The 16,157-nt window shown below is 70.4% G+C and carries 13 protein-coding genes and 1 pseudogene; 3 read left to right on the top strand and 11 right to left on the bottom strand.

Annotation, left to right across the window (positions count from 1 at the left end; translation table 11 throughout):
- From A3CQ_RS0143280 to A3CQ_RS0143245, 8 genes are all read right to left on the bottom strand, one after another.
- A complete protein-coding gene (locus A3CQ_RS0143280) occupies positions 1-1,068 on the bottom strand; it encodes an alpha/beta fold hydrolase (RefSeq protein ID WP_020517217.1) in 1,068 nt (355 codons plus the stop codon).
- Complete coding sequence (locus A3CQ_RS0143275; RefSeq protein WP_157297023.1) at positions 1,065-2,063, bottom strand: WD40 repeat domain-containing protein; 999 nt, start codon at positions 2,061-2,063, stop codon at positions 1,065-1,067. The genes A3CQ_RS0143280 and A3CQ_RS0143275 overlap by 4 nt, the downstream gene beginning before the upstream one ends.
- 26 nt (positions 2,064-2,089) lie before the next feature.
- The gene (locus A3CQ_RS0143270; RefSeq protein WP_157297021.1) at positions 2,090-3,946 is read right to left on the bottom strand and encodes an nSTAND1 domain-containing NTPase; all 1,857 of its coding nucleotides are present in this window, start codon (positions 3,944-3,946) and stop codon (positions 2,090-2,092) included.
- A gap of 361 nt (positions 3,947-4,307) precedes the next feature.
- Positions 4,308-5,105 (bottom strand): hypothetical protein, encoded by a 798-nt coding sequence (locus A3CQ_RS0143265; RefSeq protein WP_063713670.1) that lies wholly within the window; start codon positions 5,103-5,105, stop codon positions 4,308-4,310.
- 148 nt (positions 5,106-5,253) lie between these two features.
- Positions 5,254-5,910 carry a dihydrofolate reductase family protein gene (locus A3CQ_RS0143260; protein WP_020517213.1) on the bottom strand — a complete coding sequence of 219 codons (657 nt, stop codon included), beginning with the start codon at positions 5,908-5,910 and terminating at the stop codon, positions 5,254-5,256.
- 34 nt (positions 5,911-5,944) lie between these two features.
- Positions 5,945-6,649, bottom strand: coding sequence for a helix-turn-helix domain-containing protein (locus A3CQ_RS0143255; protein ID WP_020517212.1), 705 nt, complete (start codon positions 6,647-6,649; stop codon positions 5,945-5,947).
- Positions 6,650-6,668: 19 nt separating this feature from the next.
- The gene (locus A3CQ_RS0143250) at positions 6,669-7,475 is read right to left on the bottom strand and encodes an alpha/beta hydrolase (RefSeq protein WP_020517211.1); all 807 of its coding nucleotides are present in this window, start codon (positions 7,473-7,475) and stop codon (positions 6,669-6,671) included.
- 31 nt (positions 7,476-7,506) lie between these two features.
- Complete coding sequence (locus A3CQ_RS0143245) at positions 7,507-8,412, bottom strand: oxidoreductase (protein WP_020517210.1); 906 nt, start codon at positions 8,410-8,412, stop codon at positions 7,507-7,509.
- Positions 8,413-8,541: 129 nt separating this feature from the next.
- On the opposite strand from A3CQ_RS0143245, the gene A3CQ_RS0143240 reads away from it, so the two are divergent.
- Positions 8,542-9,444: a helix-turn-helix transcriptional regulator gene (locus A3CQ_RS0143240; protein WP_020517209.1), complete on the top strand. Its 903-nt coding sequence runs from the start codon at positions 8,542-8,544 to the stop codon at positions 9,442-9,444.
- A 108-nt stretch (positions 9,445-9,552) separates the two neighbouring features.
- The gene (locus A3CQ_RS59850) at positions 9,553-10,452 is read left to right on the top strand and encodes an IS5 family transposase (RefSeq protein WP_342663740.1); all 900 of its coding nucleotides are present in this window, start codon (positions 9,553-9,555) and stop codon (positions 10,450-10,452) included.
- Positions 10,453-10,889: 437 nt separating this feature from the next.
- On the opposite strand, the pseudogene recQ reads toward A3CQ_RS59850, so the two are convergent.
- From recQ to A3CQ_RS0143215, 3 genes and pseudogenes are all read right to left on the bottom strand, one after another.
- Positions 10,890-12,704 (bottom strand): annotated as a pseudogene (gene recQ, locus A3CQ_RS56105) (DNA helicase RecQ); the annotation flags it as partial.
- Between the two features lie 11 nt (positions 12,705-12,715).
- The gene (locus A3CQ_RS56100; RefSeq protein WP_020517206.1) at positions 12,716-14,626 is read right to left on the bottom strand and encodes a SpoIIE family protein phosphatase; all 1,911 of its coding nucleotides are present in this window, start codon (positions 14,624-14,626) and stop codon (positions 12,716-12,718) included.
- 33 nt (positions 14,627-14,659) lie between these two features.
- Positions 14,660-15,301, bottom strand: a complete 642-nt coding sequence (locus A3CQ_RS0143215) for a GTP cyclohydrolase II (protein ID WP_020517205.1) — start codon at positions 15,299-15,301, stop codon at positions 14,660-14,662.
- Between the two features lie 161 nt (positions 15,302-15,462).
- Between A3CQ_RS0143215 and A3CQ_RS0143210 the strand changes: the two genes are divergently transcribed.
- Positions 15,463-16,155 (top strand): RibD family protein, encoded by a 693-nt coding sequence (locus A3CQ_RS0143210; RefSeq protein WP_026206850.1) that lies wholly within the window; start codon positions 15,463-15,465, stop codon positions 16,153-16,155.
- Positions 16,156-16,157: the final 2 nt, after the last annotated feature.

The raw sequence follows: 16,157 nt of genomic DNA, 5'->3' as shown, positions 1-16,157 counted from the left end.
TCAACGGTCCGGGGCCGAGGCCAGCGATTCGACGAGACTCACGAAGAGCTCGGGGTCGGCGAGGTGGACGACGTGAGTGGCGTCGACCCGGCGGTACGTGGCCCGGGGCAGAAGGGCCATCGCGCGGTCGGCGTCCTCCCGGGTCATGGCGCCGTTCAGGGTGCCGTCGGGCAGGAACGCGAAGTTCGCCTGGACGAGCAGGGCCGGGCAGGCGATTCGCGCGAGGGCCTTCGCGTGGTCGAAGTCGTGGTGCCAGGTGCCGTCGTGGAAGGCGGCGCCGAAGCGGGGATCGAACTGGTCCATCCCCCGGAGGAACAGCCGGACCGTGTCGTTCGGCAGCAGGCCGATCTCGACCGGCCGGCCGGGGTTCGCGCGGCGGTAGGCCCTGACCGCCCGGGCGAGCAGAACGCCGGCGCCCGGAGCCACGTTGTTGGCGAAGAACCTCTTGTTGCTGTGGATCCAGTAGAGCAGGAAGTCGTCGGTGCCCTCGCGGACCGCGGCCGCGCAGGTCGCGAAGGACCGGTCGGCGATCGTGGTGCGGATGCGCGAGTACTCGGCCGAGAACAGGGGCGGATCCTCCAGCAGAACCGCCCGGACCAGATCGGGCCGGTTGGCGGCCAGCCACGCGGTCAGCAGCCCGCCGGACGAGTTGCCGCTGACGTAGGCCGGCTCGCCGATCGTCTCCTCGAGCAGCGCGGCCAGGTCGGCGCCGATGCGGTTGGCCGTCATCGGGTAGCCGTCGGGGACGGTGGTCGCTCCGTGGCCGGGGTAAGTGACAGCGAAGACGTGGAAGCGCCGCGCGAGGGCCGGTAGCACCCGGCTGTAGCTGAACCAGTCCATGTGCTGGGCGTGCAGCAGCACCAGCGGCGGCCCGCTGGCCGGCCCCTCCGCGTAGCTGAAGGTGACCTCGGCCGCCTTCGCAGTCTGCGCCACGAACCCCGCGGAGGCGACCCGCGCCATCCACGGATCGACGTAGCCCACGACGCGGCGGCGCACCACGAGGGCGCCCGCCGCCGCGGCCACGGCGGCACCGAGGACCGCGGCCCGCCCCCAGCGCGTCGTCCTCATCGCGACAACCGCGACGAATCAGCCGCGGTCGCGTTTCCGGTTGACGGTGCCCAGACCAGGATCGATCGATCGAAGCCGCCACTGACGATGCCGGGCAAACCGTCTGCGCCGGGCAACGCCGCCACCGCCGCCACCCAATTGGTGTGGCCGGCGAGTGCGGCCAGCTCCTGACCCGTGTCTGGATCCCACACACGCACGCTCCAATCGTCGCCGCCCGTGATGACGTGGTGTTTGCCGCCGGGGCCCGGCAGCGCCGCGATCGCACGGGCCCAATTGGCCGGGCCGCCGAAACGGGCCAGCTGCCGCGATGTGCCCGGATCCCACACCCGCACGCCGCCATCACCACCGCAGCTGACGAGGCGGTACGTGCCATCGGGGTCGGCCAGCACCGTCAGCGCCCGGACGGACCTCGTGTGCCCCGTAAGCGCTCTCAGCTGACGACCGGTGTCCGCGTTCCAGATCAGAATCGTGTTGTCTCCGCCGCCGCTGACGATACGCCGATCGCCTTTCGGACCTGGCAACACCGCCACGGCGCTCACCCAGCCGGTGTGGCCGACGAGAACAGCCGACTCACGGCTGGTGTTCGCATCCCAGACTCGCACCGTTCCGTCATCACCAGCGGTGACAACACAGCCCTCGCCGTCGGGGCCGACGATGACTGCCACGTCGTTCACCCAGCCGGTGTGGCCCTCGAGAACGGCAAGCTGACGACCGGTCTCGGCATCCCACACGCGGGCCGTACCGTCGCCGCTTCCACTTACGATGCGGTGAGCCCCGCTCGCATCGCGCAGCACCGACAGCGAGGTCACGCTGCGGGTGTGACCCTCGAGCCTGGCGAGCTGCCGTCCCGTATCCGGGTCCCACCTCCGGACGGTGCCGTCCGCGCCGCCGGTGAGGACGTGGAACGTCCCGGCCGGGGCGGGCATCACCGCAACGGCGCGCACTGTGCCGGAATGCCCCTCATGACCTTCGCCGCGCCAGATCGCGGTCCGCACCTGCCATGGCCACGCAGGATGATCGCTTACCAGGGCGTCGGCCAGTTGTCCCGCGCCGATCTTGCGGGCCCAGACATGGAGCGACCAGGCAGATTGCGTTCCCCCCAATCCCGCCAGACGCCCGCGACAGCGGCGGCCAAGGCGGCCGCGGCCGCGACGGCGTCGCGACGTGAGAGAGCGGCTCGATGCCGCAAGACCGCGTGGGGCGGACTGGAGAGCATGAAGCCGGGGTCGGTCACCAGGTCATCCAACATGTCGCCGATCGCGGCATGTGCCGGTAGATGCTCATGGGCGTAGTCGTCGAGATCGAACCAGTCGCGCGGATTTGCCGCGGTGGGACGGCCGGTGTGGTGCCAGTACCTGGCACACGAGGGGAGAAGAGTCTGGGCGATCGCCCGTTCGTCGCGCCGGTGCATCCCCTCCCGCCGCTTCAGCAGCTCGTCGGTCAAGGCCTGATGGAACAGCCGGGTGATCAAGCGTTGCTCATTGGTGATCGTTTGGAGCAGATAGTCCGCCGCCGGAGAATCGCGCAGTACGTCGATGTCGAGGTGGGTCGCCGGATAGCCGAGCGCGACGCAGAATTCAAGCCAGCGATCGTGCTCGATGCCGCCACCCCGGGCGTAGGCGAGAGCGGTCAACAGCGCCAGGGTGATTGCCTTGCGCTCGGCGAGCCGGTCCAGGTATTTGGTGATCGCTTCGCCGACGGTCGACGGGATCAGCGCCGCGTCGAAACCAGGGAGATCGGGATCGATCACCTCGTCCCGGCTCGTCAGCGGTGTCGCGGCGAGCGCGGCAACCAGATAGTTGCTGCCCGCCCGGCGAACAATGACATCAGCGAGCCGGCCGCTCAGCGATGGGTGATCGAGGTACGGACTGGGCGGGTAGGAACCGCGAGAGGCCAGAACTGCGATGACGAACTCTCGCAGGCCCGTGGGATCGCGATATCGCTCGCTGTCCAAGTCGACGAGGTTGTCGCTGTTCTCCCCGCGGACACCGAGCGAGGACAACAACGAGCCGGTGGCGAACCGATCTCGCGCGGACAGCGCGCGGGTCGCGACCACGACGCGCAAAGGTGCGACGAGGGCCAGGTCGGTCAACAACGTCGCTATCTGTCGTCGTTGCGCATCGTCGGGGACCTCGTCCAGCGCGTCGACTGCCACGACCAACGTCGAATCGCTCTTCGCCGCCTTCGGGTCACGCTTCTTCAGGCCGTCGAGCAGCTCGTGCGAAGACGATATGTTCGCCATCCCCGCGGCCAGGGCGACTCCGGCGATCACGTGATCAACGGTCGCGTTCCGGGCGTGGATCGCGACCCCGACCGTCGACGTGCCCGCTTCCAGCTCCATGACCGTGCGGGCAAGCACGGCCGACTTGCCGGCTCCCGGCTGACCAGTGATCACCAGCGGTCGAGACGGTGTCTCACGCGCCAAGAGCCACACCTTCACCGCGGTCAAAGCGGTATGCCTGCCGCGAAACCGATCCTCACCGTGGACCCAGCCCTGATATCCCTGCGCGCGGGAGGTGAAGTGTCCACGTGGATCATCGGGGCCGGCCATCCGCCACCCCGCCGACGGCTGTTCGACAGCCCTCCGCCAGAGCCGATGGATCTGCTCGCGTACCGCCGGAACGTCGAGATTCAGATGACTCGCCAATATCGCGGCGATCGCCACGACATCACGCGGTTCCTGCGGCAGTGCCGCGTCGCTGAGGATACGGTGAACCGTGTCCCTGCTGGGACTGCCTTCCAGGTCATAGCGATCGGCCCACGTCGCGATGTCGCCGGCGATCTCCTCCATGGTCGGGCCATCCGCGCGCAAGTACAGGTCGTACAACGCGTCCTTGAGATCCTTCAGCGCTCCCGGGCGCATCGCGGCGCGTTTCACCAGCCGAGCCCGACGCTGCGGACCAATTCCGAACGGCTTCCGATCGCGACTCATCGCACGACAGCATCAACCATCGGCCCTCGCGCACGTAAGGGGGTCATCTCATCGCGACTGGACTTGATCTTCGAGGCTCCCTCGACATTGGAACCAGGCGCCGGCACAGCGGCGCATTCCCTTCCCGCCACGAGGAGTACTCGATGTCCCGCCACGTTGAACAACCCCCGGAGCGTCGCGTCCGGCTGGCTGTCGCTGCTATAACCGGTCTGGCAGCTGGTGCCGGCCGGGCGTTGGTGGACTGGCTTCTGCAGCATCTGGACCATCTGTGCTGAAGCCGATCCGACTGACCGTGGTCGGCGGCGTATCACGGCAGCGGAGGCCAAACGGCGTAGGTCGACGTTGCGGTCCAGCCGTTGACGAGATGAAAGTAGCCGAAACGGCCATCGCTCGTCACGATGCAGTACACGCCGCCGCCGAGTTTGAGGTGCCAGTCGGACTTCGACCACTCGGCGCTGGGGATCGATGAGCAGTCGGCCAACGTTGGGTCACCCTTGTCCCATTTGTGCATGCGGGCACCGTTGGTGAACGACGCTCCGTAATAGCTGTAGTCCATGCTGCCGTGGTCGACGCGCACCTGGGTTCCGGTGTCGAAGTCGATGCCCGTGTAAGCCTTCGCCGCCGACAGGTTCACCTTGAACGAACCGGTCCGCTCGACGGTGTCACCCGTCGTCGCGTCGGTGACCACGATCGTCGAGTCGACGGCGGGGTCGGGAGTGATCGTCACGACGTTCTTGTCGATCAGTTCGTCGAACTTGCCGTTCATCGCAACGCGTACCCGGTGTCCGGAGTCGAAGCGAAAAATCGTTGACTTTGGCCGGCCGCCGAGCTGCTGCCTCACCACGAGAAACGTGGAGTTGGCCTTCTTCAGGCTGTCCTTGCGCAATTGGTCGAGCTCGTACGTCCCGAGGAGAAGCGCGATGCCGGCCGGTCCCTTGATCTTCGCGGCCTGGCGCTTGAGCACCGCGATCACGACAGGAGCGAACGGGCTTTGCAGGGCGGCATCGACTTTGCTGTTGCCTTCGTCGGACGTACCCGCGGAAATGCCGACTCCGAATGTGACGATGACTGCCGCACCAACGCCACGGGCAAGCACACGATTCACGATCGCCAGTGTCCCGAGACCGGCGACCGGAACCCATCCCCGTGGCGGGCTCCACCGGCGACTTCTTGACATCGGACGCCCGTCCGATCGACCGATCCCGATCGGGCGAATTGTTGACGCAGTCCGGATAAGCGGCTGCGTCACAGTCTCAGTCGAGGACCGTCGTCGAGCGCCCCTCGTCCACCGTGTACGCGCCTGCGGAGATCGCGCCGAGACTGGCGGGGCGCAGGGTCAGGGAGACGATGCCGCCGGGGAGCACGCGCGAGCTGTCGGCGGTGGCGAAGGTCGTGGGGATCGAACCCTCCGGGAACAGGCGCTTTCCCATCCCGACGACGACCGGGAACTGGAGCAGCCGGTACACGTCGACCAGTCCGGCCTGGTGCAGCGTCTGTACGAGCTGCCAGCTGCCATGCACCTGGAGCTCGTCGCCGGGCAGTTCCTTGAGGCGGCGCACCTCGTCGATGGGGTCACCGCGCAGGACGGTGGTCGGGTTCCAGGCGGCCGCCTCGCCGGTGAGTGTCGTGCTGACCACGTACTTGGGCAGGGTGTTGAGCTTTGTGGCGATCAGGTCGTCGGGCTGGGTGACCTTCGACCAGTAACCGCCGAGCATGTGGTAGCTCGTGCGGCCGAACAGGAACGCGCCGGCCGCGCGGAACCAGCCCTGGACGACCTCGTTGGTGTGCGCCGAGGCGTGCGGGACGAGCCAGCCGCCGCGGTCGAAGCCGCCGGAGCGGTCCTCGTCGGGGTTTCCTGGTCCCTGCATGACGCCGTCGAGGCTGACGAACGTGTGGACGCTGAGCAGCACGGTTCTCCTCCAGGGCTGGCCGGTTGGGGTGAACTTAACTGCCGGGACGGGGATGGGTCTTGTACAGGAACGACATCGACGCACGGTCGCCCGCCCGCAGCCCGCGCGCGGTGTGCCCGACGTAGCGGCGCAGCGCGTGGGCGAGGTGGGCCTGGTCGAAGTACCCCAGCGTCGCGACGACCGGGCGCCAGTCGAGGCCGTCGCGCAGCATGGTCGCCGCGGCGTTCGCCCGGTCGATCTGCGTCACGGCGGTCGGCGACAGCCCGGTGATCGCGCGATAGCGGCGCTGAACGGTTCGTCTGGCCGGCCGCGCCCGCTCCACATCCTCGAGGCGTGACCGCACCAGCAGACCGGCGTCCCGCAGCCGCCGGACGAACTGTTCGGCGTTCTCGTACGTCGGCGCCTCCCACTCCTGGCCGCCGATCATGATTCGGCCCGAGTCGGTCACAGGGAACGAGGCGAACCCGTCGATCACCGAGGACGCCGGATGGGGCCGCAGAACGGCGCCGAGCGTGATCCGGATGCCGAGGAACTCCGTCTCCGGCGGGACCGGCACGGTGGTCGCTCTCGTCTCCGGCCCGCGCAGGCCGGCGTGCACGCGCCCCCGCGTCCGCGTGACGATCAGGTGACAGCAGGTGCGGGCCGCGGACGTCATCGTGCCGGCGGTGTCGCTGCGGGTCCGCCACACGCGGTCGGTGACGCCCGCGTCGATCTCGGTGTCGCGATGCTCGAATCGCAAGACGACAGCCTCCTTCGTCCTAATCCTGGCGGCCGAGGACGTCGTCGAGGAAGTCGGCGCCGGCCTCGGTGAGCGTGCCGACCTCGACGGACGCGCCGGTGAAGACGTGCCCGGCGCCTTCGACGGGCAGGACATCGCACCGTACGCCCTGAGCCCGTAACGCCTCGGCGAAGCCCACGGCCTCCGCGAACGGGACGACCTCGTCCTCGGTGCCGTGGACCAGAAGGAACGGCGGGGCGTCCGGGTGGATGTTGTGCAGCGGGCTGGCCAGCCGGGCCAGGGCCGTGCGCTCGGACAGCGGGCCACCGAGCAGGAGCGCGGGACCGGTGAACGGGTCGTCCTGGTTGCGCAGGGTGGACAGGTCGGCCGGGCCGTACCAGAGGATGACGGCCTGGATCGCGGTGTCACCGCTGCCGGTGAGCCCGGCGATCGCCGCCAGCTGGCCGCCGGCCGACTCGCCCAGCACGGCGAACCGGCCGGCGTCGACGCGCAGCGCGGCGGCGTGGTGGCGCAACCAGCGGATGGCTGCCTCGATGTCGGCCTGCTGCGCGGGATAGGTGGCCTCCAGCGCCAGCCGGTAGTCGACGTCGGCGACGGCGTAGCCCCGGGCCACCATGCGCTCGTGGAACCGCTGATCGACGGTCCACACCCGGCTGCCGCTCAGCCATCCGCCGCCGTGGATCCAGAGCACGACCGGGAACGGCCCGTCGCCCGGCGGCACATGCAGGTCGAGCTGGAGCGGGCGATACCCGAGCGGGATCGAGACCACGCAGTTGGCGTGAGTGAGCGTCTTGCGCTGCTCGGGGACGGGCTGAAGATCGGTCATGGGCCCATCATGCCCGTGCCGCGGCCGGGGGTCAGAGGTAGCTGACATCGGTCAGCCGCTCGGCCACGGTCCAGAGCCGCTCGCCGATGGCCGGATCGGCGGCGTCCCGGCTCGGCCGGACCTCGGTGACGGGGCCTCGGGTCTCCCCGAGACGGGACGGGCCGAAAAACTGGCCGCCCCGGACCGCGGGGTCGGTCGCGGCCCGCAGCTGGGGGAGCGCGCCCTGCTCCACCGGCTGGGTGGCCAGGAGGCCGGCGCGGGCGATCACCCGGCCGAGGCGGCCGCGGTGCTCCCAGGCTCGCGGGGTCAGGTTGGTGCGGGTCAGGCCGGGATGAGCCAGGACACTGATGACCGGGGAGCCGGCCGCGCGCAGGCGGCGATCCAGCTCGAGGCCGAAGATGGTGGTGGCCAGCTTTGATCGGCCGTAGGCGGCAGCGGCACGGTAGTCGCGCTCGGCCATGAGGTCGCCGAAGTCCAGGTGGGCGTTCTTGTGAGTGATCGAGCTCAGGCCGACCACCCGGGCCTGTGGCGCGGCGGAGAGGGCCTCCAGCAGCAGGCCGGTCAGGGCGAAATGGCCGAGCAGATTGGTGCCGAGATGAAGCTCGAAGCCGTCGGCGGTGGTGCGGCGCGGGCCCAGCAGCACCACGCCGGCGTTGTTGACCAGCAGGTCGACTGCCGGGTGATCGGTGGTCAGCCCGGCGGCGAACTTGCGCACCGAATCCAGGGACGCCAGGTCGAGCTCGCGCACCTCGACGTCGCCGCCGATGCGGTGGGCGGCCCGCTCGCCGGCGGAGGTGTCGCGGACGGCGAGGACCACGCGGGCGCCGTGGCGGGCCAGCTCGGTGGCGGTGATCAGGCCGAGGCCCGAATTCGCCCCGGTGACGACGGCGGTCCGGCCGTGCTGATCGGGGATGAGGTCGGCGGTCCATGCGGGCATCTGCTGCTCCCGGGGTGTCGGTGCGGTTGCCGACGACGCTAGGGGAGGGGCGGGCAGGCTCGGTCGTCCTCGTTTGCCTAGGTCGGCGAGACCTACCTTGCGGGTCCCGCCAAGCGGCAGACTTGCGGCATGAGCAGCCTCCATCCGTACGCTCGTGAGCTCGGCGACTTCCTGCGCGCCCGGCGGGGGCGGCTGCGTCCGCAGGACGTCGGGCTGGAACCGGGTGGGCGGCGCAAGGTGGCGGGACTGCGGCGCGATGAACTGGCCCTGCTGGCCGGGCTGAGCACCGACTACTACCAGCGGATGGAGCAGGGCCGCGAGGTAAGGCCGTCCGACGACATTCTGGACGCGCTGGCCGGCGCGCTCTGCCTCGATGGCGAGGAACGCCGGCACCTGTTCACCCTGGCGCACGCCGCCCGGCGGCCGATGCCCGCGCGGGTGGAGCGCGGGCCGGAACGGGTGCCGGAGAGCACCCGGCGCCTGCTGCAGGTGATGGACACGCCGGCCGTCGTGCTCGGCCGGCATCTCGACCTGCTCGACTGGAACTCGATGGCGGTGGCGCTGCTCGGCGAACCGGAGGGATACCCGGCCGAGCGGCTCAACATGCTCCTGCTGATGTTCGACGACACGTTCACCGGCGAGCGCACCTGCCCGGACTGGGAACGGCAGGCGCTGGACTACATCGGCATGATGCGCGCCGCGGTCGCCACCGACCCCACCCACCCGCGGGCCACCGCGATCGTCGGCGAGCTGAGCATCCGCAGCGCCGAGTTCCGGCGGCTGTGGGGGCGGCACGACGTGCGCGAGTCGGTGAGGGGCACCAAGACGTTCCGGGTGCCCGAGGTCGGCGACATCGTCCTGGACTGGGACACCTATCCGCTCCCCGGCAACCCCGGCCCGGTCATGCTGGTCTTCACCGCCGAGCCGGGCACCGCCGACGCCGACCGGCTCCAGCTCCTCGCCACGCTGCACGCGACCCGCGACCGCCAAGCCCGCTGGGTGGCCGAGCGACAGTCGCCGGCTCAGCCTTAGGCCATGTTTCGTAGGGCGTGGATGTTGGGGTGTGGCGGTGATCGATAACTGAAGGGGTCTCCGGTAGTTGGTTCAGCGACCAAGCTAGAACTTCACACCGGAGACCTCGTGCCGAGCGTAGCGGCAGCGAGACGCCGTGATCTGACCGACGTGCAGTGGGCTGTGCTTGAGCCGTTGCTGCCGGTGGGAACGGGTCATGCTCGGCTGCGCAGATGGGCCATGAGACTGATCATTGGCGGGATCCGGTGGCGGGTGCGGACCGGATTCTCTTGGCGGGACGTGTCGCAGGTGTATCCGGCGTGGCAGACGCTGTGTCGGTGGTTCAGGCGGTGGCAGCGTGACGGTGTCTGGGCACGGATCCTGGCCTTGGTGCAGGCCCGAGCGGATGCGGCCGGGTTGATCGGCTGGACGGTGAGCGTGGACTCCACGATCAGCCGCGCTCATCAGCACGCGGCCGGCACCCGCCGTGACGGCGATCGGCAGAAGGAACCGCCCGGCGGCGTTGAGGCCGAACCGGCGGATCACGGACTCGGCCGATCGAGGGGCGGGTGGACCACCAAGACCCATCTGGCCTGCGAGCAAAGGCCGCGAGCTGGTGGCTGTGGTGGTGACCGCCGGGCGGCGCGGCGACAGCCCCGAGTTCATCCCGGTGCTGGCCAAGATGCGGGTGGCCCGTGCCGGTGGCGGCCGGGCACGGTGCTGGCCGACAAGGCGTACACGTCCAAGGCCAACCGTGCCCACCTGCGATCCCGTGGCATCGCCGCGTGTATTCCGAGCAAGGCCGGCCAGGACGCCCACCGCAAGGCCAAGGGGTCGAAGGGCGGGCGTCCACCCGCCTTCGACCCCGAGGTTTACCGCCTGCGCCACGCCGTGCAGTGCGGCATCAACCAGCTCAAACAACACCGCGCCACGGCCACCAGGCACGACAAACTCGCCGTGCGCTACGAAGCCACCCTCACCATCGCCGCCATCAACCAATGGCTCCGAGCCCTACGAAACACGACCTAGGTGCGGTCGTCGTAGGGGTCGGAGTCCGGGTATTCGTCGTCCGGCGGCTCCTCGTCCGCCGGGAAGAAGAGTGCGGGCTCGGCGTCCCCCCGCTGGGGTGCCGCGGACGCGGCGGCACCGCGGGCCGGTGCCGCCGCGGCGCGAGCACCGGCCGTTGTGGGCCCGGTGGTCGCGGCGCGAGCACCGGCCTCTGTGGGCCCGCCGGCCGCGGCGCGAGCACCGGCCTTCGTGGGCCCGGCGGCTGCGGCGCGAGTGCTGGCCGTTGTGGGCCCGGCGGCTGCGGCGCGAGCACCGGCGGTTGTGGGCCCGGCGGCCGCGGCGCGAGCGCTGGCGGGAGGTGACGCGGTGGTGCCGGACGGCGTGGGCGAAGGGGAAGCGGTTGCGGGCGCCACCGCGGCGGCGGGAGCGGCAGGGGCCGGAGTTGCGGGGGCGGCGTTGAGGGTGTCGAGGACCTGCTGGCCGAACTTGGTCAGCTTGCTCTGGCCCACGCCGCTCACCGAGGCCAGCTGCGAGAGGGACGCCGGGCGCATTGCGGCGATCGCTTTCAGCGTGGCGTCGTGGAAGATGACGTAGGCGGGGACGCCCTGTTCCTTGGCCGTGGCCGCGCGCCAGGCCCGCAGGCGCTCGAAATCGGGAGTGGCCGCGGTGGGGAGGTCGGGGGTCGCGGCGGCGGCGGGGGTGCGGGTGCGGGGCAGGCGGGCGGGCTTGGGGGCCTCGCGGCGCATCATCACCTTGACCTGGCCGCGCAGGACGTCCGTACTGGTGGGGGTGAGGACCAGGGTGCCGTACTCGCCCTCGACCGCGAGGTAGCCAGCGGCCAGGAGCTGACGGACGACGCCGCGCCACTCCTGGTCGCGCAGGTCGGTGCCGATGCCGAAGACGGAGAGCTGTTCGTGGCGGAACTGCTTGACCTTTTCGGTCTCCTTGCCGAGCAGGATGTCGATCGACTGGCCGGCGCCGAATTTCTGGCCGCGCTCGCGTTGCAGGCGAAGAACCGTGGAGAGCAGTTTCTGCGCCGGAATCGTCCCGTCCCAGGACTCGGGCGGCGACAGGCAGGTGTCGCAGTTGCCGCAGGCGGGGGCGTCTTCCTTCTGTCCGAAGTAGTTGAGCAGCTGCGAGCGGCGGCAGGAGACTGTCTCGCAGAGCGCGAGCATGGCGTCGAGGTGCTGGGAGGCGTTGCGGCGGAAGACCGCGTCGCCGTCCGAGCCCTCGATCATCTTGCGCTGCTGGACGACGTCCTGCAGGCCGTACGCCAGCCAGGCCGTGGACGGCTGACCGTCGCGGCCGGCGCGGCCCGTTTCCTGGTAGTAGCCCTCGACGGATTTCGGCAGGTCGAGGTGGGCGACGAAGCGCACGTCGGGCTTGTCGATGCCCATGCCGAAGGCGATCGTCGCGACCATGACCAGCCCGTCCTCGCGCAGGAAGCGGGACTGGTTGGCCGCGCGGACCCGGTTGTCGAGGCCGGCGTGGTACGGCAGAGCGGGAATGCCCTGCTGGCTCAGGAACTCGGCCGTTTTCTCCACCGAGGCGCGGGACAGGCAGTACACGATCCCGGCGTCGCCGGGGTGCTCGGTGCGCAGCAGGTCGAGCAGCTGCCGGCGCGGCTCGGCCTTGGGCACGATGCGGTACTGGATGTTGGGCCGGTCGAAGCTCTGGGTGAAATGCCGGGCGTCGGTCAGGCGCAGGCGGGTGGCGATCTCGTCGCGCGTGGCGCTCGTGGCCGTGGCGGTCAGGGCGATGCGCGGGACGTCGGGCCAGCGCTCGTGCAGCATCGACAGGCCCAGATAGTCGGGGCGGAAGTCGTGGCCCCACTGGGAGACGCAGTGGGCCTCGTCGATCGCGAACAGGGAGATCTTGCCGCGGTCGAGCAGGCGCTGGGTCGCGGGGACACCCAGGCCCTCGGGCGCGACGTAGAGCAGGTCGAGCTCGCCGTTCACGAATTCGGCCTCGACGATGCGGCGCTCCTCGTAGTCCTGCGAGGAGTTGATGAAGTTGGCCCGGACGCCGAGCGTGCGCAGGGCGTCGACCTGGTCCTGCATCAGGGCGATCAGCGGGGAGATGACGACACCGGTGCCGGGGCGGACCAGGGCGGGAATCTGATAGCACAGCGACTTGCCGCCGCCGGTGGGCATGAGCACGAGGGCGTCACCGCCGGCGACCACGTGCTCGATGATCTCGCGCTGCGCGCCGCGGAAATCGGGATAACCGAAGACGCGGTTGAGGATCTCCGTAGCGGGGGAGGCCGGAAGCATCGGTGCCGAAGTCACCCCGCGATAGTAGAGAGGTCGGCCGACATTTTCCGGGGGCCTGTGGATAACCCGACGAGCTCCAGGATCACCCGCACGGGCGACCCGTCCGCCGTGAGCAGCAGCAGCGGCGCCTTCTGCTCGGTGTGCAGCCCGGCCACCTGGTGCAACACCGACACGCCGGCGCTGGACAGGTGGGTCACCCCGGAGAGGTCCACGGTCATCGCGGCCGTGGCGCCCCGGCTGCGGCGCAGCAGTTCCTTCCGTACGCCCTCGGCGGTGACGATGTCGACGACGCCCTCGATCCGCACGCGGGTCTCATCGCCGCCGGGCTCGTCCACGATCCGAAAGCCCCCGGGCGACGGCGGCAAAGCCGGAAGAGAATCACCTGCGAAGGAGAGCAGCCGACCCGGCCGGAACAGGGAATGCGACAATCGCGCCGTCGTCCCGGACGAGGACGGCTCGACCTTCAGACCCTCCACCAGCTGCGCCGCCATGGCCAGGCCCCGGCCGCGGGTCGGCGACACCTCCGGCTCCCGCCATACGCCGTGATCACGGACAAAAACCACCACCTGGCCCGTCGGCGTCAGCGAGCCGTGCACCGCGACCGGCGTGCCCGCGTGCTCGATGGCGTTGGTGATGACCTCGCCCAGCGCGTGCTGGAGGACGAACGTGTCGTGGTCGGTCGCGCCCACGGCGGCCAGCCACGACGCGATCGAATCCCGGGCGTCGCTCAGCGACGAGGCCTCGGGCGGCAGGCCGAGCTCGAGCGGCGGTACGACCGGCACCCGCTGCGCCGCCAGCAGCGTGATGTCGTCGTGGTGCCCGGTGGCCCGCACGAGCAGCTCGACCGACTGGCTGCAGACCCGCTCGGACGCGGTCGACCGGGGCTCCCGCAGCGCCCGCCCGGCCGCGCAGTTCGCGGCCACCCGCGCCAGCTCGGCCGACCCGGCCGGATGGTCCCGGCCGGGCCGCTCCAGGATGCCGTCGGTGTAGAGCAGCAGCAGCTCACCGGGGGCGAGGCGGGCCGTGCCGATCGGGAACGACCCTCCGGTGGCGAGCGGGCTTCCCCCCGTACGGGAAAGGAATCGGGTTTCGCCGGAAGGCGCGACCACCAGTGGTGGCGGATGTCCCGCCGTGCAATAGGTGAGGTCTCCGGAGACCGGGTCGAGCTCGGCCATGCAGATGGTCGTGGCGTGCGCGCCGGGGGAGCGGGACGCGAACCGGTCGGCCGCGCCGAGCGCCTCGATGATGCCGGCGCCGTCGTCGAGCCGGTCGCGCAGCACCGCCCGCAGCTGGCCCATCACCCCGGAGGCGGCGACGCCGTGCCCGACCACGTCCCCGACGATCAGCGCCACCCGGCCGTCGCGCTGGGCGACCGCGTCGAACCAGTCGCCGCCTGCCGCCGTGTCCGCGTCGGCCAGCAGATAGCTCGCGGCGATCTGCAGGCCGGGGAGCACCGGCAGCCCGGTCGGCAGCAGTTCCCGCTGCAGCGAGGTGATGACCTGCCGGCTCTCCTCGTACTTCTCCTGGGCCCGCGCCGCGGCCTGCCGCTGGCGGACCAGCTCGGTGACGTCGAACGCGACCGCGGTGGCGCCCAGAATCTCGCCGGTGGGGGAGAGCCACGGGCTGATCGTGAAGTTCGCGAACATCTCGTGGACCGAACCGTCCGGCATGTCCAGATGCGCCCGCCACTCCTGCCCGGTCGCGGGGGTCCCCGTGCGGTAGACCTCGTAGTACACGTCGACGAACTGCTGGCCGATCAGGTCGCTGAGGACGTCCCGGATCGGCACCCCCTGCCAGGGCCGCCCGGGCAGCAGCTCACGGGTCGCCGCGCTGAGGCTGAGCACCCGCAGGTCGGGCCCCTCGCAGACGACCAGGATGAACGGCACCTGGTCGAAAGCGGACAGCAGCCGATCGTCGCTCATGACCCCATCGTGCCGGACGGCACCGCCCCATTCCTACTCGGCCAGGGGTAGCTCGATCGTGTGAGACGTGTGCGAGGCCTTGGTGGCCAGATAGCGCACGTTCGCCGCCGACATGTGCACCCCGGTCGGGATCCGCTGGACCACCTCGATGCCGCACGCCTCCAGCTGGACCGCCTTGTCGGGGTTGTTGCTGAGCAGGCGCACCCGGTCGGCGCCGAGCGCGAACAGCATCTGCGCCGCGGCCGTGTAGTCCCGCTCGTCCTCGCCGTGGCCCAGCGCGACGTTCGCCTCGTACGTGTCCAGGCCGGCGTCCTGCAGCGCGTACGCGTCCAGCTTGGCGTACAGCCCGATGCCCCGGCCCTCCTGGCGCAGGTAGAGCAGGAAGCCGCCCTGGTCGGTGATCCGCTCGGCGGCCTCGCGCAGCTGCGGTCCGCAGTCGCAGCGCTGGCTGCCGAACACGTCCCCGGTCAGGCACTCGCTGTGCGGGCGCACCAGCGGCGCCCGGCCACCGGCGGCCGACTTGGTCAGCGCGCGCTGCCAGTCGCCCAGGCCGAGCGCGATGTGCTCCTTCTCGTCGACCAGGCCGTCGAAGGTCATCACCCGCGCCGTTGTCGTATAGCCGTCCGAGAAGCGCAGCGGAACAGTGACCTGCTGGCGCACCTTGGCCGTATTCATAGGTATCGGTCCTCCTCGTTGGTTCCCCGCTGATCTATGCCCGCCGCCGAGGTCACCGGAACGCAACAGAATGCGAACGTGCTTGTCATCGTCGCGCGGATTATCTTGGACGCAACTGTTCGACCGGGGTGACGATCGTCGCTCTACTGGAGGCGTCATCGGTGGTTGAACGTCCTTACACGCTGTTGAGCTGCGGTATGTCCATCGACGGCTACCTCGACGATGCCGAGCAGGCCAGGCTGCTGCTGTCCAACGACGCCGATTTCGACCGGGTCGACGAGGTGCGCGCCGGCTGCGACGCGATCCTGGTCGGGGCCGCGACGATCCGCCAGGACGACCCGCGCCTGCTGGTGCGCTCGGCGGAACGCCGGGCCGCCCGCGTGGCGCGAGGCGAGCGCCCAAACCCGGTCAAGGTGACCGTCACCGGGCGTTGCGACATCGAGCCGACCGCCCGGTTCTTCACCCTCGGTGACGTGGACAAGCTCGTCTACTGTGCCACGCCGGGCGTCGACGATGCCCGCAAGCGGCTCGGTGACGCCGCGATCGTCGTCGATGGCGGGGATCCGGTCGACCTGCACACGGTGACGGCCGACCTCGCGGCGCGGGGCATCCGCCGGCTCATGGTGGAGGGTGGCGGCACGATGCACACCCAGTTCCTCACCGCCGGGCTCGTCGACGAGCTGCAGCTGGTGGTCGCGCCGGTCTTCGTGGGCGACTCCCGGGCGCCGCGGTTCGTCAGCGACGGCGACTTCCCGTGGGGCCCGGAACACCGGGCCACCCTGGCCGAGGTGCGCCAGATCGGGGACGTCGTGCTGCTGCGGTACGCGCTCTCCGACCGCTTCGTGAAGGGCTGAGG

Source organism: Paractinoplanes globisporus DSM 43857 (assembly GCF_000379645.1).
GTDB classification, from domain to species: Bacteria; Actinomycetota; Actinomycetes; order Mycobacteriales; family Micromonosporaceae; genus Actinoplanes; species Actinoplanes globisporus.
This window is presented reverse-complemented; position numbering and strand designations above follow the sequence as displayed.

Bases quoted from the DNA above. Each gene is read 5' to 3' on its own strand.
- A3CQ_RS0143280 (WP_020517217.1), bottom strand. From the start codon at position 1,068: ATGAGGACGACGCGCTGGGGGCGGGCCGCGGTCCTCGGTGCCGCCGTG.
- A3CQ_RS0143250 (WP_020517211.1), bottom strand. From the start codon at position 7,475: ATGACCGATCTTCAGCCCGTCCCCGAGCAGCGCAAGACGCTCACTCAC.
- A3CQ_RS0143245 (WP_020517210.1), bottom strand. From the start codon at position 8,412: ATGCCCGCATGGACCGCCGACCTCATCCCCGATCAGCACGGCCGGACC.
- A3CQ_RS0143240 (WP_020517209.1), top strand. From the start codon at position 8,542: ATGAGCAGCCTCCATCCGTACGCTCGTGAGCTCGGCGACTTCCTGCGC.
- A3CQ_RS56100 (WP_020517206.1), bottom strand. From the start codon at position 14,626: ATGAGCGACGATCGGCTGCTGTCCGCTTTCGACCAGGTGCCGTTCATC.
- A3CQ_RS0143215 (WP_020517205.1), bottom strand. From the start codon at position 15,301: ATGAATACGGCCAAGGTGCGCCAGCAGGTCACTGTTCCGCTGCGCTTC.